The organism is Streptomyces sp. bgisy027, from assembly GCF_057710365.1.
In genome coordinates this window covers 1-24,132 of record NZ_JBYIVZ010000049.1, presented here as the reverse complement: position 1 = coordinate 24,132, position 24,132 = coordinate 1, and the positions used below count along the sequence as shown (strand labels likewise).

At 70.8% G+C, this 24,132-nt stretch carries 19 protein-coding genes; 9 read left to right on the top strand and 10 right to left on the bottom strand.

What is annotated here, in order from left to right; genetic code table 11:
• Positions 1-130 precede the first annotated feature (130 nt).
• Positions 131-697 carry a DJ-1/PfpI family protein gene (locus AC3ETA_RS36870; RefSeq protein WP_126903376.1) on the top strand — a complete coding sequence of 189 codons (567 nt, stop codon included), beginning with the start codon at positions 131-133 and terminating at the stop codon, positions 695-697.
• Positions 698-851: 154 nt separating this feature from the next.
• Here the strand turns inward: AC3ETA_RS36870 and AC3ETA_RS36865 are convergent, their stop codons facing one another.
• A complete protein-coding gene (locus tag AC3ETA_RS36865; RefSeq protein WP_432197247.1) occupies positions 852-1,517 on the bottom strand; it encodes an HAD family hydrolase in 666 nt (221 codons plus the stop codon).
• A gap of 347 nt (positions 1,518-1,864) precedes the next feature.
• A complete protein-coding gene (locus AC3ETA_RS36860; protein WP_432197246.1) occupies positions 1,865-2,380 on the bottom strand; it encodes a DUF6912 family protein in 516 nt (171 codons plus the stop codon).
• Positions 2,381-2,707: 327 nt separating this feature from the next.
• On the opposite strand from AC3ETA_RS36860, the gene AC3ETA_RS36855 reads away from it, so the two are divergent.
• Positions 2,708-3,472: an Rv3235 family protein gene (locus AC3ETA_RS36855; RefSeq protein ID WP_432197245.1), complete on the top strand. Its 765-nt coding sequence runs from the start codon at positions 2,708-2,710 to the stop codon at positions 3,470-3,472.
• Between the two features lie 411 nt (positions 3,473-3,883).
• Here AC3ETA_RS36855 and secA read toward each other — a convergent pair whose 3' ends face one another.
• A complete protein-coding gene (secA, locus tag AC3ETA_RS36850) occupies positions 3,884-6,733 on the bottom strand; it encodes a preprotein translocase subunit SecA (RefSeq protein WP_432197244.1) in 2,850 nt (949 codons plus the stop codon).
• Between the two features lie 271 nt (positions 6,734-7,004).
• Here secA and AC3ETA_RS36845 point away from each other — a divergent pair, with 271 nt between their 5' ends.
• Both AC3ETA_RS36845 and AC3ETA_RS36840 read left to right on the top strand, forming a co-directional pair.
• Positions 7,005-7,586 (top strand): GNAT family N-acetyltransferase, encoded by a 582-nt coding sequence (locus AC3ETA_RS36845; RefSeq protein WP_432197243.1) that lies wholly within the window; start codon positions 7,005-7,007, stop codon positions 7,584-7,586.
• Between the two features lie 87 nt (positions 7,587-7,673).
• Entirely contained in the window at positions 7,674-8,846 is a 1,173-nt protein-coding gene (locus AC3ETA_RS36840; RefSeq protein WP_432197242.1) for a winged helix-turn-helix domain-containing protein, read from the top strand.
• Between the two features lie 16 nt (positions 8,847-8,862).
• Here the strand turns inward: AC3ETA_RS36840 and AC3ETA_RS36835 are convergent, their stop codons facing one another.
• The 7 genes from AC3ETA_RS36835 to mtnA form a co-directional block, all read right to left on the bottom strand.
• Positions 8,863-9,609 carry a response regulator gene (locus AC3ETA_RS36835; protein WP_128428884.1) on the bottom strand — a complete coding sequence of 249 codons (747 nt, stop codon included), beginning with the start codon at positions 9,607-9,609 and terminating at the stop codon, positions 8,863-8,865.
• 200 nt (positions 9,610-9,809) lie between these two features.
• Positions 9,810-10,502: a ribosome hibernation-promoting factor, HPF/YfiA family gene (hpf, locus tag AC3ETA_RS36830; RefSeq protein WP_371127647.1), complete on the bottom strand. Its 693-nt coding sequence runs from the start codon at positions 10,500-10,502 to the stop codon at positions 9,810-9,812.
• A gap of 315 nt (positions 10,503-10,817) precedes the next feature.
• Complete coding sequence (locus AC3ETA_RS36825; RefSeq protein ID WP_432197241.1) at positions 10,818-11,924, bottom strand: ComF family protein; 1,107 nt, start codon at positions 11,922-11,924, stop codon at positions 10,818-10,820.
• 426 nt (positions 11,925-12,350) lie between these two features.
• The gene (locus AC3ETA_RS36820) at positions 12,351-14,192 is read right to left on the bottom strand and encodes an LpqB family beta-propeller domain-containing protein (RefSeq protein ID WP_432197240.1); all 1,842 of its coding nucleotides are present in this window, start codon (positions 14,190-14,192) and stop codon (positions 12,351-12,353) included.
• Positions 14,182-16,260, bottom strand: coding sequence for an MtrAB system histidine kinase MtrB (mtrB, locus tag AC3ETA_RS36815; RefSeq protein WP_432197239.1), 2,079 nt, complete (start codon positions 16,258-16,260; stop codon positions 14,182-14,184). Before mtrB ends, AC3ETA_RS36820 begins: the two co-directional genes overlap by 11 nt.
• 1 nt (position 16,261) lies before the next feature.
• Positions 16,262-16,951, bottom strand: coding sequence for a two-component system response regulator MtrA (gene mtrA, locus AC3ETA_RS36810; RefSeq protein WP_269659766.1), 690 nt, complete (start codon positions 16,949-16,951; stop codon positions 16,262-16,264).
• Between the two features lie 161 nt (positions 16,952-17,112).
• Entirely contained in the window at positions 17,113-18,264 is a 1,152-nt protein-coding gene (gene mtnA, locus AC3ETA_RS36805; protein ID WP_432197238.1) for an S-methyl-5-thioribose-1-phosphate isomerase, read from the bottom strand.
• 140 nt (positions 18,265-18,404) lie between these two features.
• Here mtnA and AC3ETA_RS36800 point away from each other — a divergent pair, with 140 nt between their 5' ends.
• From AC3ETA_RS36800 to AC3ETA_RS36780, 5 genes are read left to right on the top strand one after another with little or no spacing between them, the layout of a single operon-like run.
• Complete coding sequence (locus AC3ETA_RS36800) at positions 18,405-19,736, top strand: DUF7847 domain-containing protein (RefSeq protein ID WP_432197237.1); 1,332 nt, start codon at positions 18,405-18,407, stop codon at positions 19,734-19,736.
• Between the two features lie 4 nt (positions 19,737-19,740).
• A complete protein-coding gene (locus AC3ETA_RS36795) occupies positions 19,741-20,583 on the top strand; it encodes a DUF4129 domain-containing protein (RefSeq protein WP_432197236.1) in 843 nt (280 codons plus the stop codon).
• Entirely contained in the window at positions 20,580-21,782 is a 1,203-nt protein-coding gene (locus AC3ETA_RS36790; protein WP_432197235.1) for a DUF4350 domain-containing protein, read from the top strand. Before AC3ETA_RS36795 ends, AC3ETA_RS36790 begins: the two co-directional genes overlap by 4 nt.
• Positions 21,782-22,771, top strand: coding sequence for an AAA family ATPase (locus AC3ETA_RS36785; protein WP_176576881.1), 990 nt, complete (start codon positions 21,782-21,784; stop codon positions 22,769-22,771). The genes AC3ETA_RS36790 and AC3ETA_RS36785 overlap by 1 nt, the downstream gene beginning before the upstream one ends.
• On the top strand, positions 22,771-24,081 hold the full coding sequence (locus AC3ETA_RS36780; RefSeq protein WP_432197234.1) for a DUF58 domain-containing protein: 1,311 nt from the start codon (positions 22,771-22,773) through the stop codon (positions 24,079-24,081). The genes AC3ETA_RS36785 and AC3ETA_RS36780 overlap by 1 nt, the downstream gene beginning before the upstream one ends.
• Positions 24,082-24,132 lie beyond the last annotated feature (51 nt).

Genomic DNA, 24,132 nt, shown 5'->3' with positions numbered 1-24,132 from the left:
GCCGGACGGGTCGGGCGGGCAGGCGGAACGGGCCGGACGGGTCGGCAACGGACGCCGCGCGAACCCTTGGCAAGCCCCCGAACCCGAGGCACGTTGCAGCAGGACGGCCGAGCAGAGGAGCGCACCCGACATGACAGCGAAGATCCTCATCGTCACCGGCGACGCCGCGGAGTCCCTGGAGGTCCTGTACCCCTACCAGCGCCTCCGCGAGGAGGGCTACGACGTCCATATCGCGGCCCCCACCCGCAAGAAGCTCCAGTTCGTGGTCCACGACTTCGAGCCGGGCTTCGACACCTACACCGAGAAACCCGGCTACACCTGGCCCGCCGACCTGGCCTTCTCCGAGGTCGACCCCGGCGAGTACGTGGCCGTCGTCATCCCCGGCGGCCGGGCTCCGGAATACCTACGCAACGACCCCGAGCTCCGCAAGATCCTCAAGTCCTTCTTCGACTCGGACAAGCCGGTGGCCCAGATCTGCCACGGGCCCTTGCTCACCGCGGCGATCGACAGCCTCCGCGGCCGCCGCGTCACGGCGTACCCGGCACTGGAACTGGACATGCAGGCCGCCGGCGCCACGTTCCAGGACGCCGAGGCGGTCGTCGACGGCACCCTGGTGTCGTCCCGCGCCTGGCCGGACCACTCCGGCTGGATGCGGGAGTTCCTGACGGTGCTGCGGGCCAAGGCACCGGTCACCTGAGGGGCTGGGCGGTGGGGGCGCGGTGCCTGGCCCCGGGCCGACCGGGGCACCGCGCCATCTGCCGACCGGGGATTCGCGCCATCTGCCGACCGGGGATTCGCGCCGGTTGGCCGGGGCACCGCGCTCGACCGCCGCTTAGGGGGTCGGGTTCGGCTTACGCAGCCAGGCGTTCCGCCTCCGCGACGGCCTCGCCCAGCGTGTCCACCACCGGCACGCCGACCTTCTCCAGGCTGGCCCGACTGTGCGACCCGCCGGTGTAGAGCACGGCACGCGCCCCGACGTGCAGCGCCGCCACCCCGTCGTCGGCGGCGTCCCCGATCACCACCGTGCGAGCGGGGTCCACTCTCGCGAGCGCCCTGAGGTGCCGCACCATGTGCTCGGCCTTGCTGCCGCCGGACGGCCCGGTCCGCCCGTCGACCCGTATGAAGTGCTCCTCGATCCCGAAGCCGCGCACCAGCGGGACGAGCTCGTCGTGCCCGTACATGCTGAGGATGGACTGGCTGCGCCCCCCGGATCGCCACCGCGTCAGCAGGTCCCCCACGCCCTCGGTGAGCCCGCACCTGACCCGGTGCTCGGTGTAGTACCGGTGGAAGGTCTCGTCCATGACCTCCCACTCGGCGTCGGTGGGCAGCCGCCCGAGCAACCGCTCGTAGAACTTCGGCACCGGAACGCAGTACAGCGTCCGGTACTGCTCCATCGTGATCGGCTCGAGCCCGAGCTCGCCGAACGCCGCGTTCGTCGCCCCGATGATCGCGTCATTGTCGTGGAACAGCGTCCCGTTCCAGTCCCAGACGATGTGCGCCCCTACTCGCATCCCCATGCCGAAAACCGTACCCGCCATCACTGACAATCATGAGAACAGCAGGTCAGCGGGGTAGCGAGGGGCCGGAGGGGGGCCGGACCGGAGGCAGGCCGGAGGCAGGCCGGGCCGGAGGCAGGCCGGAGGCAGGCCGGGCCGGAGGCAGGCCGGAGGCAGGCCGGGCCGGAGGCGGGCCGGGCCGGAGGCGGGCCGGGCCGGAGGCAGGCCGGGCCGGAGGCAGGCCGGAGGGGGGCCGGAGGGGGGCCGGAGGGGGGCCGGAGGGGGGCCGGAGGGGGGCCGGGCCGGAGGCGGGCCGGGCCGGAGGCAGGCCGGAGGGGGGCCGGAGGGGGGCCGGGCCGAGGGCCGACTCAGTCCCCCAGCCCCACCAGGTTCGGGATCTCCTGCGTCGCGAACCACAGCAGCTCGTGGTCCTCGGCCCCGTCCACGACGAACTGCGCGTCGTCGTCCCCGCCGTCCGCCGCAGCCAGCGCCCCCGCGGCGGCCGCCACGTCCGTCTCGGCGTCGTCCGCGTCGATGTGCACGGCCGCCGCCCTGGCCAGCGCCACACCCCGGGCGATCCGCACCTCGCCCAGCGCCGAGGGGTCCAGCCCCCGGTCGGGGTCGGCGACGGCCGCACCGTCGGCCACGTCGACGGCGACCACGACCCGGCGCCGCACGGCCTCCGCGTCCGCCGCGAGCAACCGCAGCGAGGCGAGGGCGGCCCGGTTCAGCGCCGCGTACTCCAACTCCTCGATGTCGTCGGAGAGATACCACTCACGCAAGGCGGGCGTGACGGCGAACGCGACGAGCGGTCCGGCCCCCAGCTCTCCCGTCTTGTACGCCTCGGCGAGGCCGGGGAGGGTCAGAGGGACGTAGACGCGCATGGCTGACCGCTTTCGTGTTCGTGGGGCTTCGCGGGTACCCGGAGAGGGCTGTCCCGCACCTCCCGGAGGGCCTTCAGGATACGTGCGGGTGTCCCCTTTCGAGTCCCCACCTTCACCCTCCGAGGCGTCCACTCCGGTCCACGAACTCACCCTGGGTTCCCTTGCGGCCACTGCCTTCCGGGCCGCCCGATCACCCGGATAAGTGAAGATTCCGGCCGCCCCGCCCGGGCCCCCGCTTCCTTGCCCCCGGCCCCCACGGCCCCGTACAAGATCACCATCCATGAAGTTACTGCCCGGTATCTTCCGGGCCCGCCGAACGGGGACCCCATGCACAAGGTCATGACCAGGACGCAGCACCGCCCCGGCACCCGCCCACCGACCCGCCACGACACCCGCCGCCCGGCCGGCTCCCCACCCCGCAGCCCGAGCGGCGGCACGCCCCGCACGGCATCCCCCGGAGACCGCCCACCCGGCGCCCGGAACTCCCGCACCCGAACCGCCCCCACGGACACCCGCCCCCAGACCGCCCCGGCCTCCACTTCCCGCGTCCCGACACCGCGCGCTCCCAGGCTCCCGGCACGACCCGCCACCCGCGTCCCGACGCCACCCGCTCCGCACCTCCCGAAGCCGCACGCTGCCAGGACCCGGGCAACCGACGGCCTCCCGTCAACCGACGGCGTCCCCGACGGCCTCCTGTCAACCGACGGCGTCCCGGCGGCTCACACCTCCCCACCGAGGCTCGCCGTCCCCCAGCCCCGCCCCACCGACGTCTTCGCCGACCGCCTGCTCCTGGTCCTGAGCGGCCAACGCCCCGTCCACTCGATGCTCCGCCACACCGCGGGCCGCGCCTACGACGAGCTCGCCTGGCTGGCGGAACGCGGCCCCCTGCGCACCCGCGGCACCCGTCCCGTCGTCCGGGACATCGGCTACTGCGAGCCCCGCGCAGGCGCCATCGAGGCCTTCGCCCGCATCGCCGCCGGCGACCAGCTGCGCGCGATGGCTTTCCGCCTGGAACAGGGCGGCGACCTCCGCTGGCGCTGCACAGCGGTGGAACTGGGCGGCCCTCGCAGGCCCCGGTCCAACGACGACTGACAGCGGCAGACGCGGCAGGCGCGGCGGGGACCACTGACCGCGGAACGGCTCACAGGCCACCCACGGCTGCCGGAGGCCACAGGCCATCGGCCATCGGCCATCGGCCATCGGCCATCGGGGCATCAGGGCATCCTGCGTGCGGAACGCGCTGAACGCCCCACAGACCGCACCACGCGCGACAACCGGCGGAGGCGACGGCGGCACGGCGGCACGGCGGCACGGCGGCACGGCGGCAGCCAACCATCCCAAGCCACCCCAAAGCGAAGGGCCGGGCCCCCGAAGGAGACCCGGCCCTTTCAGCCGCCGTACCGACGCGCAGGCACCGTCACCGTCGACTCAACGGCGGCGCCCCGCGCATCGCACACTGCGCATCGCACACTGCGCATCGAGCTCTGTGCATCGCGCCCTGCGTCACTTCTTGCGGCGACGACCACCACGCGCCTGCTTGCGGCGCTCCGCGCGCGTGAGGCCGTCAGCCTCGGAGCGCACCGGCTCGTCGCCGTTGGTGAAGTCGCCCTCGACGATGTCACCCTCGCCGTCCACCTTGGGCGCGGTGTAGTGCAGCCGGTCCGGACGGCGCGGAGCCTCCAGCCCCTTGGCCCGGATCTCGGGACGCGCGCCCGCCTGCGCCGGCACCGCGTCCTTCTTCTCCAGATCGGCCACCGGCTTGGTGTCCTCGACGGGGACCTCCTCGACCTGCTGCTCGACCTGGACCTCCAGGTTGAACAGGTAGCCGACGGACTCCTCCTTGATGCCCTCCATCATCGCGGTGAACATGTCGAAGCCCTCGCGCTGGTACTCGACCAGCGGGTCCTTCTGCGCCATCGCGCGCAGGCCGATGCCCTCCTGGAGGTAGTCCATCTCGTAGAGGTGCTCACGCCACTTGCGGTCCAGGACCGACAGCACAACCCGGCGCTCCAGCTCACGCATGATCTCGGAGCCCAGCTGCGTCTCACGGCCCTGGTACTGCTCGTAGATGTCGTCCTTGATGGACTCCGCGATGAACTCGGCGGTGAGACCGGCCCGGTCGCCCGCGGCCTCCTCCAGCTCCTCGATGGTGACCTTCACCGGGTAGAGCTGCTTGAAGGCCCCCCACAGCCGGTCCAGGTCCCACTCCTCGGCGAAGCCCTCGGCGGTCTCCGCGTCGATGTACGCGTCGATCGTGTCGTTCATGAAGTGCTGCACCTGCTCGTGCAGGTCCTCGCCCTCCAGGACGCGGCGCCGCTCGCCGTAGATGACCTCGCGCTGACGGTTGAGGACCTCGTCGTACTTCAGGACGTTCTTACGCGTCTCGAAGTTCTGCTGCTCGACCTGCGACTGGGCGGACGCGATCGCGCGCGTGACCATCTTGTTCTCGATCGGCACGTCGTCCGGGACGTTCGCCATCGACATCACGCGCTCGACCATCTGGGCCTTGAACAGCCGCATCAGGTCGTCACCGAGGGAGAGGTAGAAGCGGGATTCGCCCGGGTCGCCCTGACGGCCGGAACGACCGCGCAGCTGGTTGTCGATACGGCGCGACTCGTGCCGCTCGGTACCGAGCACGTACAGGCCGCCGAGGTCCTCGACCTCGTCCTTCTCGGCCTTGACCGCCCGCTCGGCCCGCTCCAGGGCGGCGGGCAGGTACTGGGCCCACTCCTCGATGTGCTCCTCGGGGTCGAGGCCCTGCTGACGCAGCTCGGCCTCGGCGAGGTCCTCGGGGTTGCCGCCGAGCTTGATGTCGGTACCACGGCCGGCCATGTTGGTGGCCACGGTGACGGCGCCCTTGCGGCCGGCCTGGGCGACGATGATCGCCTCACGGTCGTGCTGCTTGGCGTTCAGCACCTCGTGCTGGACACCGCGCTTGGACAGCTGCTGCGAGAGGTACTCGGACTTCTCGACCGACGTCGTACCGACGAGGATCGGCTGGCCCTTCTCGTGCTTCTCGACGATGTCGTCGACGACCGCCTCGAACTTCGCGACCTCGGTGCGGTAGATCAGGTCCGACTGGTCCTTGCGGATCATCGGCTTGTTCGTCGGGATCGGGACCACGCCGAGCTTGTAGATCTGGTGGAACTCGGCGGCCTCGGTCATCGCCGTACCGGTCATGCCGCACAGACCGGGCTGTTCCTTGTCGTTGTGGTCGTGGCGCTTGTAGAGGCGGAAGAAGTTCTGGAGGGTGATCGTGGCGAGGGTCTGGTTCTCGTCCTTGATGTCCACCCCTTCCTTCGCCTCGATCGCCTGGTGCATGCCCTCGTTGTAGCGGCGGCCGGCGAGGATACGGCCGGTGTGCTCGTCGACGATCATGACCTCGCCGTCGATGACGACGTAGTCCTTGTCGTTCTTGAAGAGCTCCTTCGCCTTGATGGCGTTGTTCAGGTAGCCCACCAGAGGGGTGTTCACCGACTCGTAGAGGTTGTCGATGCCCAGCCAGTCCTCGACCTTGGCGACACCGGCCTCGTGGATGGCGACCGTGCGCTTCTTCTCGTCGACGTCGTAGTCGCCGGTCTCCTCAAGGCCCTTGAGCGGGTTGCCCGCCTCGCCTTTCTTCAGGCGCGTGACCAGCTTGGCGAAGTCGCCGTACCACTTGGTGGCCTGGTCGGCGGGGCCGGAGATGATCAGCGGCGTACGGGCCTCGTCGACGAGGATGGAGTCGACCTCGTCGACGATGGCGAAGTTGTGTCCGCGCTGGACGAGTTCGTCCTTGGACCACGCCATGTTGTCGCGCAGGTAGTCGAAGCCGAACTCGTTGTTGGTGCCGTAGGTGATGTCGCACGCGTACTGCTCGCGGCGCTGGGCCGGCGTCATGTTCGCGAGGATGCAGCCGACTTCCAGGCCGAGGAACTTGTGGACACGGCCCATCATCTCGGAGTCACGCTCGGCCAGGTAGTCGTTCACCGTGATCAGGTGGACGCCCTCGCCGGACAGCGCGTTCAGATAAGCGGGCAGCGTGCCGACGAGCGTCTTGCCCTCACCGGTCTTCATCTCGGCCACGTAGCCGAGGTGCAGGGCCGCGCCGCCCATGATCTGGACGTCGTAGTGCCGCTGGCCGAGGACCCGCTTGGCGGCCTCACGGACGGTGGCGAAGGCCTCGGGAAGCAGGTCGTCCAGGCTCTCACCGTCGGTGTAGCGCTGCTTGTACTCATCGGTGAGGGCCCGCAGCTCGGCGTCGGAGAGGTCGACGAAGTCCTCTTCGATGGAGTTGACCTGGTCCGCGATGCGGTGCAGCTTGCGCAGGATCTTGCCTTCGCCTGCACGCATGATCTTCGAGAGGACGGACACGGGGGTTGGTCTCCTTGCCGGTCGGGCCTGGGACGGTCGGTTTCCATTTGACTTGGCTGAGCAACGGCCATCGTATGCGAGGACCCTGCCGCGCCGGGAGCCTGCCGGGGGCGACGAGCGTCCACTGCTTCAAATCTCCGTCAAAGGGGACAACGGACGGGGGTCGCGGATGGTGCCGCGTTCCACCCATGAATTGTGCGAAATGCGATCGCGTGCTCACTCAGCGCATAAACGTTGGCGCTTGCGAGGAACCCGCGAGGAGAATCGGCCGATGGAACCCGTCACGCTCACCACCGACCGCCTCCTGATGCGCACGGTGGGCCAGAAGGACACCGACACCGTGTACGAGGCCGCCCAGGATCCGGATATCCAGCGCTGGACCACGATCCCTTCCCCGTACCTGCGCGAGCACGCCCACAGCTTCACTGAGGAACTGGTCCCCGAGGGCTGGCAGAACGGTTCGATGTTCACCTGGGGCCTCTTCCTCCCCGAAGGGGAGGAACTGGTCGGCATGCTCGGTCTGACGATGCGTTCCATGAGCGAGGCGGAGGTCGGCTTCTGGGGCACGAAGGAGCACCGCGGGAACGGCTACGTCACCGAGGCCGTCCTCGCCGCGGCCCGCTGGGCCTTCGTCCAGCTGTCGATCGACCGTGTGGAGTGGCGCGCGGAGGTCGGCAACAAGCCCTCCCGCGCGGTGGCCGAACGCGCCGGGTTCACCCTGGAGGGCACCCTCCGCTCCGCCATCGTCCAGCAGGGCGTACGTCGGGACTGCTGGGTCGGCTCCCTGCTCCCCTCGGACCTGGCGCTGCCGTCGACGGCGCCGTATCTGCCGCCGAGGGACCAGCCCGCCTGACCGCTCCCGCCTGCCGCCGCACCGGCCCCCGAGGGCGAATCCCCAGCTCACGCCGCATTGTCAGTGCCAAGCTCTAGGGTGCGGACCATGACCACCCTGCACCCCACGACCGACCTCACGGCCGACGAGGCCCGCCGCATCGCACTGCGCGCACAGGGCTTCCTCGGTGCTCTCGACCGCAGGTCGGGCGTCCGCGGCATCCTCCGTCACCTCGGCGCGGTGCAACTCGACACCATCTCGGTCCTGGCCCGCTCCCACGAGCTCATCCCGTACGCCCGGCTGGGCGCGGTGGGCCGCAAGACGGTCGAGAAGGCGTATTGGACGGAGACGCACGCCTTCGAGTACTGGTCCCACGCGGCCTGCATCCTCCCCGTCGAGGAATGGCCCCACTTCGCGTTCCGCCGCCGCGCCTACCGCAACCGGCCGCACTGGAGCCACGACCTCCCCGACGGCGCCTACGACCAGGTGATCAAGCAGCTCCGCGCCGAGGGCCCCCTCACGGCGACCGAGCTGGGCGGCGCGAAGCGCACGAGCGAGTGGTGGGACTGGTCGGGTGCGAAGGTCGCCGTCGAGCGCGCCCTGATGTACGGCGAGGTGGTCTGCGTCGAGCGCCGCGGCTGGAAGCGTGTCTACGACCTCGCCGAGCGCGCCGTCCCGCAGGCACTGCTGCACGACGATCTGGACGACACCGAGTGCCTGCGCCGTCTCGTCCGCCTGGCAGGCCAGTCTCTCGGCGTCGGCACACGCGCGGACATCGCCGACTATCACCGCCTCAAGGGCGAGCAGGTCGACGCGGTGATCGCCGACTCGGGTCTGGTCCCGGTCGCGGTCGAGGGCTGGGGCAAGCCGGCCTGGGCCGACCCGGCGGCCCTGGAGACACCTCCGCGCGGCCGCCACCGTACGACGCTGCTGTCCCCGTTCGACTCCCTGATCTGGGAACGGGCGCGCACGGAGCGCATCTTCGGCTTCACGCACCGCCTGGAGGCATACGTGCCGAAGCAGAAGCGCATCTACGGCTACTTCGCGATGCCGGTTCTCGCCGGCGGCCGGCTCGTCGGCCGCGTGGACCCGGCCCGCGAGGGCCGCACCCTGGTCGCCCGGCAGGCCACTCTGGACGGCCCGAAGGCGGTACCGGCGGTGGCGCAGGCACTGGTCGAGGCGGCGAGCTGGGTGGACTGCACGGACGTAAGAGTGGAACGGGTCGACGCCCCGGAGCTGCGCGAGCCGCTCGCCAGAGAACTCGCCCGCCTGACGGGGTGATCCCCAGGGTCCGGGCTCAGCGGATCTCGAGGATCTTCTCCCGCATCGCGTAGACCACGGCCTCCATCCTGGAGTGCAGCTGGAGCTTCTCCAGGATGTTGCGCACGTGGTTCTTCACGGTGTTCTCGGAGATGAACAACTCCTTGGCGATGTCACGGTTGTTCATCCCCGTCGCGACGAGCTTGAGGACCTCCAGCTCGCGGTCGGTCAGCCGCGGCGCCGGCACGAGCCGGCGCTCGTCCGTCCGCTGGATCATCGACTTGAACTCGGTGAGCAGTTTCGACGCCATCGACGGACTGATCTGCGACTGCCCGTCCGCCACCGCGCGGATGGCCGTGGCGACCTCGTCCGTGGAGATCTCCTTGAGGAGATAGCCGGTCGCGCCCGCCTTGATCGCGTCGTAGAGGTCGGCTTCCTCGTCGCTGATCGTCAGCATGATGATCTTCGCGCTGGGGGCCACCTCCTTGATGGAGGTGCAGGCCTCGATCCCGCCCCGCTTGGGCATCCGCACGTCCATCAGGACGATGTCCGGCAGCAGGTCGGCGGCCTTGTCGACCGCCTCCGCGCCGTCTCCCGCCTCCCCCACCACCTGGATGTCCTCCTCGGCCGCGAGCACGATCTCCAGTCCACGGCGGAACAGGGCATGGTCGTCCACGACGAGGACTCTGATCGGCTCCTTGCGTGGAGAGCCCGCGTCAGGGCCCACGCCGACGACATCACCGTCGGCATCCTCGTCCCGCATCGGTCCGAAGCTGTCCGCCATCGTTCCTCCCCCTGAAGGCTGCGACTGGTCATATGCCATCGCCAACCCAAGGCAGCGGCCCACCGGTTGGGCCGGTGCGGCCATGATTTCATGCCCGACCGACACTCCGGTGACGAGCGGGGCGCGAAGTGGTCGCACACCGGTGCCCCTGGGGGCGCACGCGCGCTCCAGGGGCACCGGCTCAGCTGTCAGCCGGGTGGTCAGCCGCCCAGCGTGCCACCAGCCGCGGGAGATTGCGCCTGGGTGACCATCGGATCCGTGTTGAGGTGGATGACCCCGTAGTCATAGGCGTGCCGCCGGTAGACGACACTCGGTTCCTTCGTCTCGGAGTCGACGAAGAGGTAGAAGTCGTGCCCGACCAGCTCCATCTCGTAGAGAGCCTGGTCGAGGGTCATCGGGGAGGCGACGTGCGTCTTCTCGCGTACGACGAGGGGCCCTTCGCCCTTCACCTCGAGCGAGCCGATCTTCTTGGTGGGAACTCCGTCCGGCTCTTCTTCCTGGAAGGTGTGGCCGTTGCCGTTGAGCGTCGCCGCGCCCGGAACGTGGTCGGGAACCTCAGCCGCCGTGAGCCGGCGTGACCCTCGGCGCGAGAAACGCTTGTCGTGCTGCTTGCGCAGCCGCGCATCCAACTTCTCCGCAGCCAGATCGAGTGCCGCGTACGGGTCGCTGGCCGCTGCCTCCGCCCGGATCACCGGACCGCGGGAGCGGAGCGTGATCTCCACTCGATCGCTGCGGTCGGCCTGTCGCGGGTTGGGCTCCTTGGACACCTCGACGTCGAGGCTGATCACCTTGGCATCGAGCCTCTGGATCTTCTCCAGCTTCAACTTCTCGGCCACGTGCTTGCGGAACCGCTCGGGCACCTCGGTCTTGCGGCCTTTGACGACGATGTCCACGCAGAACTCCGTTCCCGGATCGCCCCGCTCCATCGGCGGAGCATCTCCCTTTTGCACCAGGCCCCGGGGAACCCCGAAGCCTCGGACTCGGTGACTTCCACCTCCTCCTCCCCCATGGGCAAGATCTCCACCCCATGGCCGCGGCTGATTGCGCAAAACCCGCGGCACGGCATTCGGATATGGCGGGGATGGCCTGCGCCTTTCCCTCACAACCGAACATATCTCGCCCGGACGGATGTCGTCACCCTCTACTGCGGCGTACCTCCGTTCAGGTGAATTGACCCTCTCGTTACCTGCAACGATGCAAGTTCTCACTCAGTTCCGGTTTATTTCGAAAGAATCCGGAGGCGCAGCTACCACGGCCGCGCGGATCAGGTCATCAGGCCGTCCGGTACCCATGATTCCCGGCACCTCACGCGTCCGCCGCACAGCGCCCTCCGTCGATCCGGCCTTCCGTTCCCCTGTGCTTTCCCGACTTCTCGCTCGATACACAGGGGTTGCCCCGTCTCCACACCCCGCGGGCTCCACGGTCCCCCATCTATACGCGTCCACCTCGCTCACCGTTCCGCCGTACACGCTCCGTCCTTCCAGGCCGGGCCCGCCCGCCGCCCCCGCACCGACCGGCTCCCCCTCCGCACCGGCCCGCTCCAACCGTTCCAGTGCGCGAGAACCCGCCGCCACGGCCCCCGTGGCCATGGCCGCCCGCAGGGCCCGCGCCGCTTCCGTCAGGGACGCACCCGTCGTCATCAGGTCGTCGACGAGCACGACCGGACCACAGCCCGCGAGCAGCCGCCCTCCCCCGGGAGCCAGCGTCAGCGCGCCCGCGAGATTGTCCAGCCGCTGCCGGGAGTTGAGCCCCGACTGGTCGGCCACCGCACGCCTTTGCCGCAGCACGGCGAGCACACGGGCCGGCGTCCCGGCCCGCCGCAGCTCACTCGCCGCCGCGAGCGCGATCCGCCGGGCCGGATCATGCCCTCGTGCCCGCACGGCACTCCGTGCCGACGGCACAGGCACGAGCAGCACCGGCGCACCAACACTCACGGTCGAACCCCCCGCCTCAAAGACACCCGCCCGTCCGCCCGGGGACCGCACGGCCCGCCCGCTCCTGCCAGCGCCATCCGCGCAGGCCTCCAGCAGCCCCGCCCGCACAGCCCCGGCCAGCGCCGTCCCGAGCGGCGCGGCCAGTGCCAGCGCGCCGCGTTCCTTGTGGGCCAGCAGCACGGCCCTCGCCTCGTCCTCGTACCTCGCCGCCGCGTGCACGACCGGCAGCCCGGACGGCTCCGGCACCGGTCGCACCCGGCTCGGTGCGGTCCCGCTCAGGACGGCACGGCACTCCGGGCAGAGCACCGTGCGAGGCCTCCCACAGCCTCCGCACTCGGCCGGCAGCACCAGATCGGTGAGGTCCTGCCACCACCCCCGCATGCCCACCACTGTGCCAACGCCCGCGCCGACCGGCCACCCCTGTGGATAACTCCCTGTGGAAAACTCCCGGCCCTTGCGTGAGCGCCCATTCCCGCCCCGGACCGGAGCCACCCAGGATTTCCGCACCGCCGAATGCCACGGGCTGGCACCGAATGCCACCGAATACGCCGGACAAGAAAAACAGCCGCTTTCGGCCGGAGTCCCCTCCGGCCGAAAGCGGCCGCCACACACGCCGTCGGTACGCTCGTCGCCGCCGCACACGCCGTCGGCACGCTCGTCGCCGCCACACACGCCGTCGGCACGCTCGCCGCCGTCTCACCCGACAGCCGGCCCGGACGAAACCTCACCCGGAAAGACCGGCCCCGGCGAGACCCTCCCCAGCGAGACCGGCTCCAGACCTCATGCCGGACGGCCCGCCCCCGGACCTCACCCCGGATAGACCGGCGCCGTCCCGTCCGTCACGACCTGCTTCCACTGCGCCCCGGACGGCAGCCGTACGATCCCGTCCTCCGAGTAACCGACCAGCGGCAGCCCCGCGTCCTCGGACGCGGTGATCTCCTTCACCCCGCTGAGCGCCGCGGGCGCCGGCCCCTCCGGAGTGGAACCGTCAACCTGCACGTACCCAATGGTCTGCACACCGCCCTTCTCCCGCCCGACCACGACGAGCCGACTGTCACCGGCCCACGACATGGCCGAGACCTCCTCCAACGCGGGAGTGGCGGAACGCAGTTCGCGCACCGAGACGGCGGTGCCGTCGTCCGCCTTGCCGTCCTCGCTCCGCTCGATCCGCCCGATCAGCAGCGACGACTTCTCGCCCTGCTTCACCACGAGCGCGATCCGGACGCCGTCGGCGGCCACCCGTACGGACTCGATACGTCCCTCGAGGCCCGTCGGCATGTTGACGGCCACCGGGTCGCCGACGCCCTCCTTCAGCAGGAGCAGCCGGGAGTTGTCGGGATCGCGGTCGGCGATCCACAGATCGCCCTGGGCGTCCCAGCTGGGCGCCGAGAGCCGCTCGTCCACCGTCTTGCCCGCACTGGTCAGCTCGGGGTCGCCGAGCGGACCGCCGGACACCAGTGCCCCGACGTAGAGGTTCTTGCCGTCGAGTCCGACGCCGGCCGCCATGTCCTCGTCGCGCGACACACCCACCGACCTCAGCTGCGCGTCGCCCTCGCCCAGCGCACCCGGCACGAGGCCGGAGTCCGTGTCGTTGCCCGCCGCGGCCAGCCGTACCAGCCGGTGCTTGTCGTCGAGGAAGTACAGGTAGTCGGCTCGCTCCACCGACCCGCGCGTGGCGACGCCCTCCGCATCCTCCTCGGACAGCACGCACAGCTGGCGGCCGCCCGCCCGCAGCGCGACCTCGTCCACGGTGGGCGTGATGTTCTGGAGGGTGAACAGCAACTGGGCCGCCATCTCGTTGCACTTGGTCGGCCCGACGCGTGCCGCCTTGTCGTTCAGCGGCACGGTCAGCCGGTTCCGGTCGTCGCTCGTCAGCGTGGTGGCGGCCGTCTTCAACGCCGTACCGGTCGGGAAGCTCGACCTGACCACCGGATTGAGCCAGCTGGTCGGCCCCTTCAGCAGGGAGCGCACGGTCTGCGTCATGGGGTCGACATTGCGGCGCACATAGACCGGGTCGGCGACGGCCGCTGTGTGCGGCGAGGTCCCCAGCGTGGTGTTCGTGGCGAAGTAGTACTTGTCGACGGACATGTAGTTGCGCTGGAAGTCCGACTTGCCCATGACGACACCGCGCGGTGGCACGTCGATGCGCCACTGCTTGGTCTTCTTGTCCCGTGTGAGGTGCATCGTCTCGCTGTAGCCGCCGCCGGCGGGCGCGTACGACTGCTGCGAGTCGACCGTGGCGACCTTGGCGCCGGTCAGCCGGTACGAGAGGTTGTCGGTCTCCTCCCGGCCTCCCACACGATCCACGTCGGCGGCCGGTGCGTCGGCGAGCACCGTCGTGGACCGCAGGGGCCGCCAGTTGTCCGACGCCTCCTTCGTCAGGTACTTGCGCGCGATCTCGTAGTCCGGATCGTCGCTGGTCAGGGCCTCCAGGAAGCCCGACACGATCTCCGACGACGAGGCGTCCTCGTGCGGCTGCATCGCGAAGACCCGCACCTGCGTCTCCTGCCGCGGCGTGGACTCCACGCCCCGCAGATCACCGCTGTCGGGCATCGAGGCGCACCCCGCCAGCAGTACGGCGCCACAGGCGACGTACGCCGCCGCGCGCCCCGGCCTGCGCCGGGCACCCCCCTCGCGATCAGCGCCCACGAGATGCCTCCCCATGCTTGCTCGACTCGCCGGCATGCCCGGCTTCCTCGCTCGACGGCTCTTGCGTCTCGGGCTCGTCGTCCTGGCGCCGTGCGCCCGACGACGGCCGGGGGACCACACGTGCGCCGTTGCCGGGCAGTGCCGTCGGATCGGCCTTGGGGACCGCGGAGGCTCCCAGGCGATGGGCTATCGGGTCCCTCGACGGCATCGCCGCCGTCTGGTCGCCGTTGTGCTGGGCCGGCACCGTGGCGGCCTTCTCCCCGCCGCCGCGCGGCAGGCCGGCGTCATTAAGTCCGCGATTGCGGCGCGAGTCCTTGGGCTCCAGGGGTATCGGCGAGCCCCGCAGCGGCTCGTCCGCGGTCCGCGGCAGTGTCAGCCGGAACTGCGAACCGCCTCCCGGCTCGCCCCACGCCTGGAGCCAGCCGCCGTGCAGCCGTGCGTCCTCCAGCGCGATGGACAGCCCCAGACCGGTACCGCCGGTGGTACGCGCGCGTGCCGGGTCGGCCCGCCAGAAGCGGCTGAAGACTCGCGTCGCCTCGCCGGGCTTGAGGCCGACGCCGTAGTCGCGCACCGCGACCGCGACCGCCCCGCCCGCCGACGCGAGCTTGACCACCACGTCCTTGCCCTCACCGTGCTCGACGGCGTTGACGACGAGGTTGCGCAGCACACGCTCGACGCGCCTGGCGTCGGCCTCGGCGACGATGGGCTGCTGGTCACCGACGATGCGTATGTGGGTGCCCTTGCGCTCGGCGAGCGGCTCAGCCCCGCTGACAACCCGCCGCACGACCTCCCTGAGGTCGATCGGCTCCGCCTCCAGCGCCGCGGCGCCCGCGTCGAAGCGGCTGATCTCCAGCAGATCGGCGAGCAGCGACTCGAACCGGTCCAGCTGGTCGGCCAGCAGCTCCGCCGACCGCGCGGTCACCGGGTCGAAGTCCTCGCGCGCCTCGTGAATGACGTCGGCGGCCATGCGTACGGTCGTCAGCGGTGTCCGCAGCTCGTGCGACACGTCGGACACGAACCGTCGCTGCATCCGCGACAGGTCCTCCAGCTGCTGGATCTTCAGCTGAAGGTTCTGCGCCATCTTGTTGAAGGCCTCGCCGAGCCGCGCGATGTCGTCCTCGCCGGTGACCTTCATCCGCTCCTGGAGCCGCCCGGCCGACAGCCGCTCGGCGATCCCGGCCGCCATCCGAACCGGCGTGACGACCTGACGCACCACGAGCCAGGCGATGGCCCCGAGCAGTACGACGACGAAGAGCCCTGCGGTGGCCAGCGTCCCCTTGACCAGGCTCAGCGACTTCTCCTCCTGCGTGAGCGGGAAGAGGTAGTACAGCTGGAACGGGTCGCCGTTGGGGTCGTTGACCTGCTTGCCGATGACCAGCGCCGGCTGGGACTCCTTGTCGGCGGTGGAGTTGTAGTTGATGCGGGTGTAGCTCTGGAACGCCCCCGTACTGCTGTCGATCCGCTCACGCAGATCCTCGGGCACGCTGCCCGTCGGGTTGACGTCACCAGAAGCCCGCGGTCCGCGTCCACCGGTGTCGCCGCCCGCGGAGGCCGGCAGGGTCACCACGTCGAAGGCGCTCTGGCCGCCGCTGGAGAGCGAGGAGACGAGGTCGCTCATCCACTGGATGACGTTCTGCTCGGAGCGCTCGCCCGTCGCCGCACCGTCCTCGGCGGTCCCGGCCGCGGCCTCGTCGGAGCTCTTCTTGGCCGCCGCGAACCCGCCCGCGGCCTGGCTCTGTGAAGCCTTCACCTTGGCGTCCAGGAGGCCGTTGCGCACCTGCCCGATGACCACGAAGCCCAGCAGCAGCACGACGCCGAGCGACATCAGCAGCGTCGTGACGACGACCTTGAGCTGGATGTTGCGCCGCCACAGCCGCATCACGGGCAGCAGCGGACGGCGCATCCAGCGCAGCACGAGCCGAAGGACCGGGCTGCCCTGGACTCCGCCCTGAAGCAGCCCGCCCTCGAGAAGCCGTCCCCAGCGGGAGCCCGCCGGCTTCCGACCGACAGGCCGCTCCGGTCGGGACCCGGTCGAACCGGGGGCCGCAGCGGCACTGTCCCGGGACATGTCAGCTCGGCCCTGCCTTGTAGCCGACACCACGGACGGTCACGACGATCTCCGGCCGCTCCGGGTCCCTCTCGACCTTGGAGCGCAGCCGCTGTACATGCACGTTGACCAGCCGGGTGTCGGCCGCGTGCCGGTAGCCCCACACCTGCTCGAGGAGCACCTCACGCGTGAACACCTGCCACGGCTTGCGCGCCAGCGCGACCAGCAGGTCGAACTCCAGCGGCGTCAGCGCGATGGACTGCCCGTCTCGCTTCACGGAGTGCCCGGCCACGTCGATGACCAGGTCACCGATGGCGAGCTGCTCCGGCGCGGGCTCCTCGGACCTCCTGAGCCGCGCCCGGATCCGGGCCACGAGCTCCTTCGGCTTGAACGGCTTCACGATGTAGTCGTCGGCGCCGGACTCCAGACCCACGACGACATCGACGGTGTCGCTCTTCGCCGTGAGCATCACGATCGGCACTCCGGACTCCGCCCTGATCAGGCGGCACACCTCGATGCCGTCCCGCCCGGGCAGCATCAGATCCAGCAGCACCAGATCAGGCTTGGTCTCCCGGAATGCAGCCAGCGCCTTGTCGCCGTCGGCTACGAAAGACGGCTCAAAACCTTCACCACGCAGCACGATGCCGAGCATCTCGGCCAGTGCGGTGTCGTCGTCGACGACAAGGACTCGTCCCTTCATAAACGACATCATCCCATTCTCATAACAGTGGCGAAGGCAGTGGTGAGATAGGTCACCGGCCAGTGACCTTAGTCGTAGGCGGTCGCCACTGTCTGCCCTGGCTTTCACTACAGGGCGTGACCTTTGTGGGAGTCTGTCCCACTCTGCCCGCCCGACTGGTTCCAGTCGCTATCTCACAACGACTGCGTCACCTGCCGCGACCGGGCGCACAGCTCGGCCAGCGCCTCGGCCGTCACCGGGGACACGACGCCCTCCTCCGTGACGATCGCCGTCACCAGCTCCGGCGGCGTCACATCGAACGCCGGGTTGTACGCCTGCGTCCCCAGCGGCGCCACCGGAATCCCACCGCCCGGCTCCCCGCCGGCCACCGGCGCCTGAGGCGCAGCGAACTCGGTCACCTCGAACCCGGGCCGCTGCTCGACCTCGATGGACGCCCCATCCGGCGTCTCCACATCCACCGTCGTCAGCGGCGCCACCACGATGAACGGCACATGGTGATACCGCGCGAGCACCGCGAGCGGATAACTCCCCACCTTGTTCGCCACCGACCCGTCGGCCGCGATCCGATCCGCCCCGATCAGCACCGCGTCCACCTCACCGGCAGCGAACAGCGAACCCGCCGCGTTGTCGGTGAGCAGGGTGTACGCCATCCCGTTGCGCGCCGCCTCGTACGCCGTCAGCCGCGCCCCTTGCAACAGCGGCCGCGTCTCGTCCACCCACAGCCGCCTGAGCCGCCCGACCCGCTGCGCCGCGAGCGCCACCGCGAACGCCGTGCCCTCACCGCCCGACACCAGCGCTCCGGAGTTGCAGTGCGTGAGGATGCGATGCCCCCCACCGGGGAGCAGCTCGTCCAGCACCGCCAGCCCGCGCTCGGCCATCCGAGCGCTTGCCTCGGCGTCCTCCTTGTGCAGCGCCCGCGCCGCACCCAACGCCGCGCCCGCCGCCTGCTCCATGTCCCCACTGCCGGCAAGCTCGGCCCGGTACGCGTCCTGGGCCCGCCGCACACCGACAGCGAGGTTCACCGCCGTCGGCCGGGCACCCGCCAGCGACTCCGCGGCGGCGTCCACGTCGAACCCTCGCGCGGCGGCGAGCGCGACGCCGTACGCCCCGGCGATCCCGAGCAGCGGCGCCCCGCGCACGGCGAGCGAACGGATCGCCTCCACGAGCGCGGGCGCGTCCGTACAGACCAGCTCGACCTCCTCGGCCGGCAGCCTCGTCTGGTCGAGAAGAACCAGTACGGGGCCTTCTGGCGGTTCGTCCCATCGGATCGCCGGAATCTCGATCGGCCTGCTGTCCTCGCCGGATTGCGCGTGCTGATCAGCCATACCGTCAGTCTGCCCCTTGGACGGCGGACAATTGAAGGTGCGCAGCCCATACCGCGGCCGGTACCCATCCGACCACCCCATGGCACGATGGCTGCCAACCTGCCGCCGCGACCGCGGACGGGCACCGTGAAGGAGCGACGATGAAAGACACTCCGGGCTGGGCCTCGCCCGGATCCGCCCCGTCCGACGGCCAGGAACCCGGCGCGACCGGTCCTGCCGAGCCCGCAGACCGCCCCGACCCCGCGCAGCAGCCGGGAGCGGACCCACAGGGCCCCGGCCCGAAGTGGTCCAAGGAGCAGCCGCCACCCGGCCAGTGGTCCGCCCCGACCGGCGCATCCGCGCCCGGCCAGGCCCCACCACCCCCACCGCCCGGCCCGGGCTGGGGCGCCCCGCCCGCCGGCCCCGGCGGCCCTGGCGGATACGGCGGCGGCCACCCGGGCTACGGTCCCGGCGGACAGGGCGGCTGGGGAGGCGGCTGGGGCGGACCTCCGCCCGCGGCCAAGCCCGGCGTGATCCCCCTGCGCCCGCTCGGCGTCGGCGAGATCCTCGACGGCGCGGTCTCCACCATGCGCACCTACTGGCGCACGGTCCTCGGCATCTCCCTGACCGTCGCCATCGTGACGGAGATCCTCGTCATCCTCCTTCAGGGCTTCGTCCTGAACGACCGCACCAGCACCGACGCCCTCAACGACCCGAACGCCAGCCTCGACGAGCTGACCCGCGCCATGGGCGACGCCATGCTCAGCTCCAGCGTGATCTTCCTGATCTCGATGATCGGCGCGATCGTGGCAACCGCCCTGCTGACGACGGTCACCAGCCGCGCGGTGCTGGGCAAGTCTGTGACCACCCGCGAGGCCTGGAGCGACGCCCGCCCTCAGGTACCGCGCCTCTTCGGCCTGCTCTTCCTGCTGCTGCTCATGACCTTCGGCGTGGTCTTCGCGGGCGCCCTGCCCGGCATCCTCGTGACCGCCGCCGGCTCCAGCGGCGCGGGCGTGGCACTCACCATCCTCGGCATCATCGGCGGCTTCGTCGTCGCGCTGTGGCTGTGGTTCCGCTTCTCCCTCGCCTCCCCCGCGCTCATGCTGGAGAAGCAGGGCATCGTCAAATCCCTGAGCCGTTCCGCCAAGCTGGTCCGCGGCTCCTGGTGGCGGGTCTTCGGCATCCAGTTGCTGGCCACGATCATCGCGAACATCGTCGCGGCGATCGTCGTCATCCCGTTCACCTTCCTCGCCGCCGCCCTCAGCGGCGACGCGGGCGCCAACATCCTGGACGGCACCACCGACCTCGGCTGGACGTTCCTCATCGTCAGCGGCGTCGGCTCGGTGATCGGCTCCATGATCACCTTCCCGATCACGGCCGGCGTCACCGTCCTGCTCTACATCGACCAGCGCATCCGCCACGAGGCCCTCGACCTCGAACTGGCCCGTGCGGCCGGCATCCAGGACCACGGCACCCACACTCCGGGGAGCTGAACGGGTGGGCTTCACGGGGGGAGTTCTCACAACGGCGTCAGCACTGCCGGACACAGCCGCACGCGCCCTGCTCGGCGCGGGCGACGCATCGGTACAGCCCGTGCTCGGCGTCCGCGACGCATCCGTGCGAGCGCTGTCGCGCTCTGCCGACACATCCGTGCTGTCGCTGCTCGCCCGCTCCGACGACGAGCCGCCCCTGACGATCCCGCGCGACCCCGCGCGGGAAGCGGCCCGGCGCGAGCTGTCCAAGGGCATGTACCACGAGAACGACCCCAGCTGGTTCCAGCGCGCCCTGGACGCCTTCTGGGACTGGGTCGAGGCCCTGTTCAACAGCGCCTCGACCGTGACCCCCGGAGGACCGCTCGGCCTGGTCGTCGTCATCCTGGTCGTCGTGGCGGTGATCGGCGCCCTGTGGTGGCGCCTGGGCACCCCACGCCGCCAACCCACCTCCTCCGCCGCCCTGTTCGACGACCGCCCCCGCAGCGCCGCCGAACACCGCGCCGCCGCCGAGGCACACGCCGCCCAGGCCCACTGGAACCAGGCAGTCCAGGAGCGCATGCGCGCCATCGTCCGCTCCCTGGAGGAACGCGCACTCCTCGACGTCCGCCCCGGCCGCACCGCGGACGAGGCCGCCGCCGAAGCGGGCCGCTCCCTCCCCACCCACACGGACCGACTGCGCGCCGCCGCCGGTGACTTCGACGACGTGACATACGGTGGCCGGACCGCGACCCGGCAGGCGTACCAGCACATCGCGGAACTCGACCGCGACCTGGAGAACACCAAGCCCCAACTCGCGAGCAGCGCCCCCAACACAGCGCACAACGCCCGCCAGGGAGCCGCCGAATGACCACCGAGGCCACGCTCCCCTCCACCTCGGCCTCGCCCACCGCCCGCCAGCTGTGGACCCGCGCGCGAGGTGTCGCGCTCGCCGTCGTGCTCCTGCTGACGGCGGCCGTCGTGATCGCCACGATCCGCTCCGACGCCCGGCACGGCGCCCTCGACCCACGCTCCGCCGACCCCAAGGGCAGCCGGGCCGTCGCCGAGCTGCTCGCCGACCGCGGCGTGGACACGCGCGTCGTCGCCACCCTGGACGAGGCACGCGCCGCGTCCGCCGAGGACACCACTCTCCTGGTCGCCGACCCCGACCTGTTGACGCACCGTCAACAGTCCGAGCTGCGCTCGGCCACCGCAGGCACCGGCGGTCGAACCGTCCTCGTCGCCCCCGGCAGCTGGTCCGTCGAACGCCTCGTCCCCGGGGTCACCGCCGACCCCGCCACCAGCCTCGACTCCGAGCTCGCCCCCGACTGCGCCCTGCCCGCCGCCCAGCGCGCCGGCACCGCCGACCTCGGCGGCGTCCGCTACACCACGACCCACCTCAACGCCGACGAGTGCTACCCCAGCGAGCGCCTGGCCACCCTCCTGCGCGTCCCGGAGACCACCGAAAACGGCGACACCGTCGTCCTCGGCTCGCCCGACATCTTCTACAACGAACGCCTCGACGAGCAGGGCAACGCCTCCCTCGCCCTCCAACTCCTCGGCTCCCGCCCCCATTTGGTCTGGTACCTCCCTTCGCTCTCCGACATGTCCGCCGCCGACGAGGACGACGAACGCAGCTTCTTCGACCTGCTCCCCTCTGGCTGGCTCTGGGGCACACTCCAGCTCTTCATCGCCGCAGCGCTGGCCGCCCTCTGGCGGGCACGCCGACTGGGCCCCCTCGTGCCCGAAAAACTCCCCGTGGCGATCCGCGCCTCCGAAACCGTCGAAGGCCGCGCCCGCCTCTACCGCAAGGCGAACGCCCGCGACCGCGCGGCCGGCGCTCTTCGCTCCACAACCCGCACGCGCCTCGCCCCCCTTGTCGGTGTCCCCGTCTCCCAGGCGCACGCGCCCGAGGCCCTGCTCCCCGCCCTGTCCGCTCACCTCCACAACCACGGAGACGGACAGGCCCTGCAGACTCTCCTCTTCGGCCCGCCGCCCGGCGACGACGCGGCACTCATCTCCCTCGCCGACCAACTCGACGCCCTCGAAAGAGAGGTACGCCGTCCATGATGGACCCGACCACTGACAACGCCGGGACCACCGGGGACCCGGGCACCGCCCGCGCATCCCTGGAAGCCCTGCGCGCCGAGATCGCCAAAGCCGTGGTCGGCCAGGACCCCGCCGTGACCGGCCTCGTCGTCGCCCTCCTCTGCCGCGGACACGTCCTACTAGAAGGAGTCCCCGGGGTCGCCAAAACGTTGCTCGTGCGCGCCCTCGCATCCGCACTCGAACTCGACACCAAGCGCGTCCAGTTCACCCCCGACCTCATGCCGAGCGACGTGACGGGCTCCCTCGTCTACGACACCCGCTCCGCCGAGTTCTCCTTCCAGCCCGGCCCGGTCTTCACCAACCTCCTCCTCGCGGACGAGATCAACCGCACCCCGCCGAAGACTCAGTCGTCCCTGCTGGAAGCCATGGAGGAACGACAGGTCACGGTCGACGGCACGCCCCGCCCGCTCCCGGACCCCTTCCTCGTCGCGGCGACCCAGAACCCGGTCGAGTACGAGGGCACCTATCCCCTCCCCGAGGCCCAGCTGGACCGTTTCCTCCTCAAGCTCACGATCCCGCTCCCCTCCCGCCAGGACGAGATCGACGTCCTCACCCGCCACGCCGAGGGCTTCAACCCGCGCGACCTCCGCTCCGCCGGCGTCCGCCCCGTAGCAGGCCCCGCCGACCTGGAAGCCGCTCGCGCGGCAGTGGCCAAGACGACGATCTCCCCCGAGATCACGGCCTACGTCGTCGACATCTGCCGAGCCACCCGCGAGTCTCCGTCTCTGACCCTGGGCGTCTCCCCACGCGGCGCCACGGCGCTCCTCGCCACCGCCCGCGCCTGGGCCTGGCTGACCGGCCGCGACTACGTCATCCCCGACGACGTGAAGGCCCTGGCCCTGCCCACCCTCCGCCACCGCGTACAGCTCCGCCCGGAAGCCGAGATGGAAGGCGTCACCGCAGACTCCGTGATCAACGCGATCCTCGCCCACGTCCCCGTCCCCCGCTGATGGCACTCACCGGACGCGCCGCCCTCCTGGCGGCCCTGGGCTCCCTCCCCGTAGGCATCTGGGACCCCAGCTGGACAGGCATCCTCGCGGTCAACGCCCCCTTGCTGGCAGCCTGCGCCTGCGACTTCGCACTCGCCGCACCGGTACGCCGACTGCGCCTGACCCGCTCCGGCGACACCTCCGCACGCCTGGTCGAAACGGCCGACGTGACCCTCATGATCACCAACCCGTCCAGCCGCCCACTCCGCGCCCACCTCCGCGACGCCTGGCCCCCCAGCAGCTGGGAGCCCGGCACGGAAATGGCGGCCTCCCGCCACCGCGTGACGATCCCGCCCGGCGAACGCCGCCGCATCACCACTCGTCTACGCCCCACCCGCAGAGGCGACCGCCAGGCTGACCGCGTGACGATCCGCTCCTACGGCCCCCTTGGCCTCTTCTCCCGCCAGGGCACCCACAATGTCCCCTGGACGGTACGCGTCCTCCCCCCGTTCACGAGCCGCAAGCACCTGCCCTCCAAACTGGCCCGCCTGCGCGAACTCGACGGCCGCACCAGCGTCCTCACCCGCGGCGAAGGCACAGAATTCGACAGCCTGCGCGAGTACGTCCCCGGCGACGACACCCGCTCCATCGACTGGCGTGCTACAGCCCGACAGTCCACGGTCGCGGTACGCACCTGGCGCCCCGAACGCGACCGCCACATCCTCCTCGTCCTGGACACGGGCCGAACGTCAGCAGGACGAGTCGGCGATGCCCCGCGCCTCGACGCCTCCATGGACGCAGCTCTGCTCCTGGCCGCCCTCGCTTCCCGAGCCGGCGACCGTGTCGACCTCCTCGCCTACGACCGCCGCGTACGCGCCCTGGTCCAAGGCCGCACAGCCGGCGACGTCCTGCCGTCCCTGGTCAACGCGATGGCCACACTCGAACCGGAACTGATCGAGACGGACGCCCGAGGCCTCACAGCCACAGCTCTCCGTACGGCCCCCCGCCACTCCCTGATCGTGCTGCTCACCACCCTGGACGCGACCCCGATCGAGGAAGGCCTGCTCCCCGTCCTCTCCCAGCTCACCCAACGCCACACAGTCCTGCTCGCATCAGTGTCGGATCCCCATATCGCCGGCATGGCAACGGCCCGCGGAAACACGGACGCCGTCTACGAGGCCGCAGCCGCCGCCCAGGCCCAGAACGAACGCCACCGCACAGCAGACCAACTCCGCCGACACGGCGTCACAGTCGTCGACGGAACACCGGAAGACTTGGCGCCGGCTCTGGCAGACGCGTACCTGGCCCTCAAGGCAGCAGGCCGCCTGTAGTTTGGAATGAATTGCAAGCCCTTCTACGGGAGGGCTCATGCACAGTGCCTA

Coding starts and splice junctions, on each gene's coding strand:
- AC3ETA_RS36870 (WP_126903376.1), top strand. CDS start 131: ATGACAGCGAAGATCCTCATCGTCACCGGCGACGCCGCGGAGTCCCTG.
- AC3ETA_RS36865 (WP_432197247.1), bottom strand. CDS start 1,517: ATGGGGATGCGAGTAGGGGCGCACATCGTCTGGGACTGGAACGGGACG.
- AC3ETA_RS36860 (WP_432197246.1), bottom strand. CDS start 2,380: ATGCGCGTCTACGTCCCTCTGACCCTCCCCGGCCTCGCCGAGGCGTAC.
- AC3ETA_RS36855 (WP_432197245.1), top strand. CDS start 2,708: ATGCACAAGGTCATGACCAGGACGCAGCACCGCCCCGGCACCCGCCCA.
- AC3ETA_RS36845 (WP_432197243.1), top strand. CDS start 7,005: ATGGAACCCGTCACGCTCACCACCGACCGCCTCCTGATGCGCACGGTG.
- AC3ETA_RS36840 (WP_432197242.1), top strand. CDS start 7,674: ATGACCACCCTGCACCCCACGACCGACCTCACGGCCGACGAGGCCCGC.
- AC3ETA_RS36835 (WP_128428884.1), bottom strand. CDS start 9,609: ATGGCGGACAGCTTCGGACCGATGCGGGACGAGGATGCCGACGGTGAT.
- AC3ETA_RS36825 (WP_432197241.1), bottom strand. CDS start 11,924: ATGCGGGGGTGGTGGCAGGACCTCACCGATCTGGTGCTGCCGGCCGAG.
- mtrB (WP_432197239.1), bottom strand. CDS start 16,260: ATGTCCCGGGACAGTGCCGCTGCGGCCCCCGGTTCGACCGGGTCCCGA.
- mtrA (WP_269659766.1), bottom strand. CDS start 16,951: ATGATGTCGTTTATGAAGGGACGAGTCCTTGTCGTCGACGACGACACC.
- mtnA (WP_432197238.1), bottom strand. CDS start 18,264: ATGGCTGATCAGCACGCGCAATCCGGCGAGGACAGCAGGCCGATCGAG.
- AC3ETA_RS36800 (WP_432197237.1), top strand. CDS start 18,405: ATGAAAGACACTCCGGGCTGGGCCTCGCCCGGATCCGCCCCGTCCGAC.
- AC3ETA_RS36790 (WP_432197235.1), top strand. CDS start 20,580: ATGACCACCGAGGCCACGCTCCCCTCCACCTCGGCCTCGCCCACCGCC.
- AC3ETA_RS36785 (WP_176576881.1), top strand. CDS start 21,782: ATGGACCCGACCACTGACAACGCCGGGACCACCGGGGACCCGGGCACC.
- AC3ETA_RS36780 (WP_432197234.1), top strand. CDS start 22,771: ATGGCACTCACCGGACGCGCCGCCCTCCTGGCGGCCCTGGGCTCCCTC.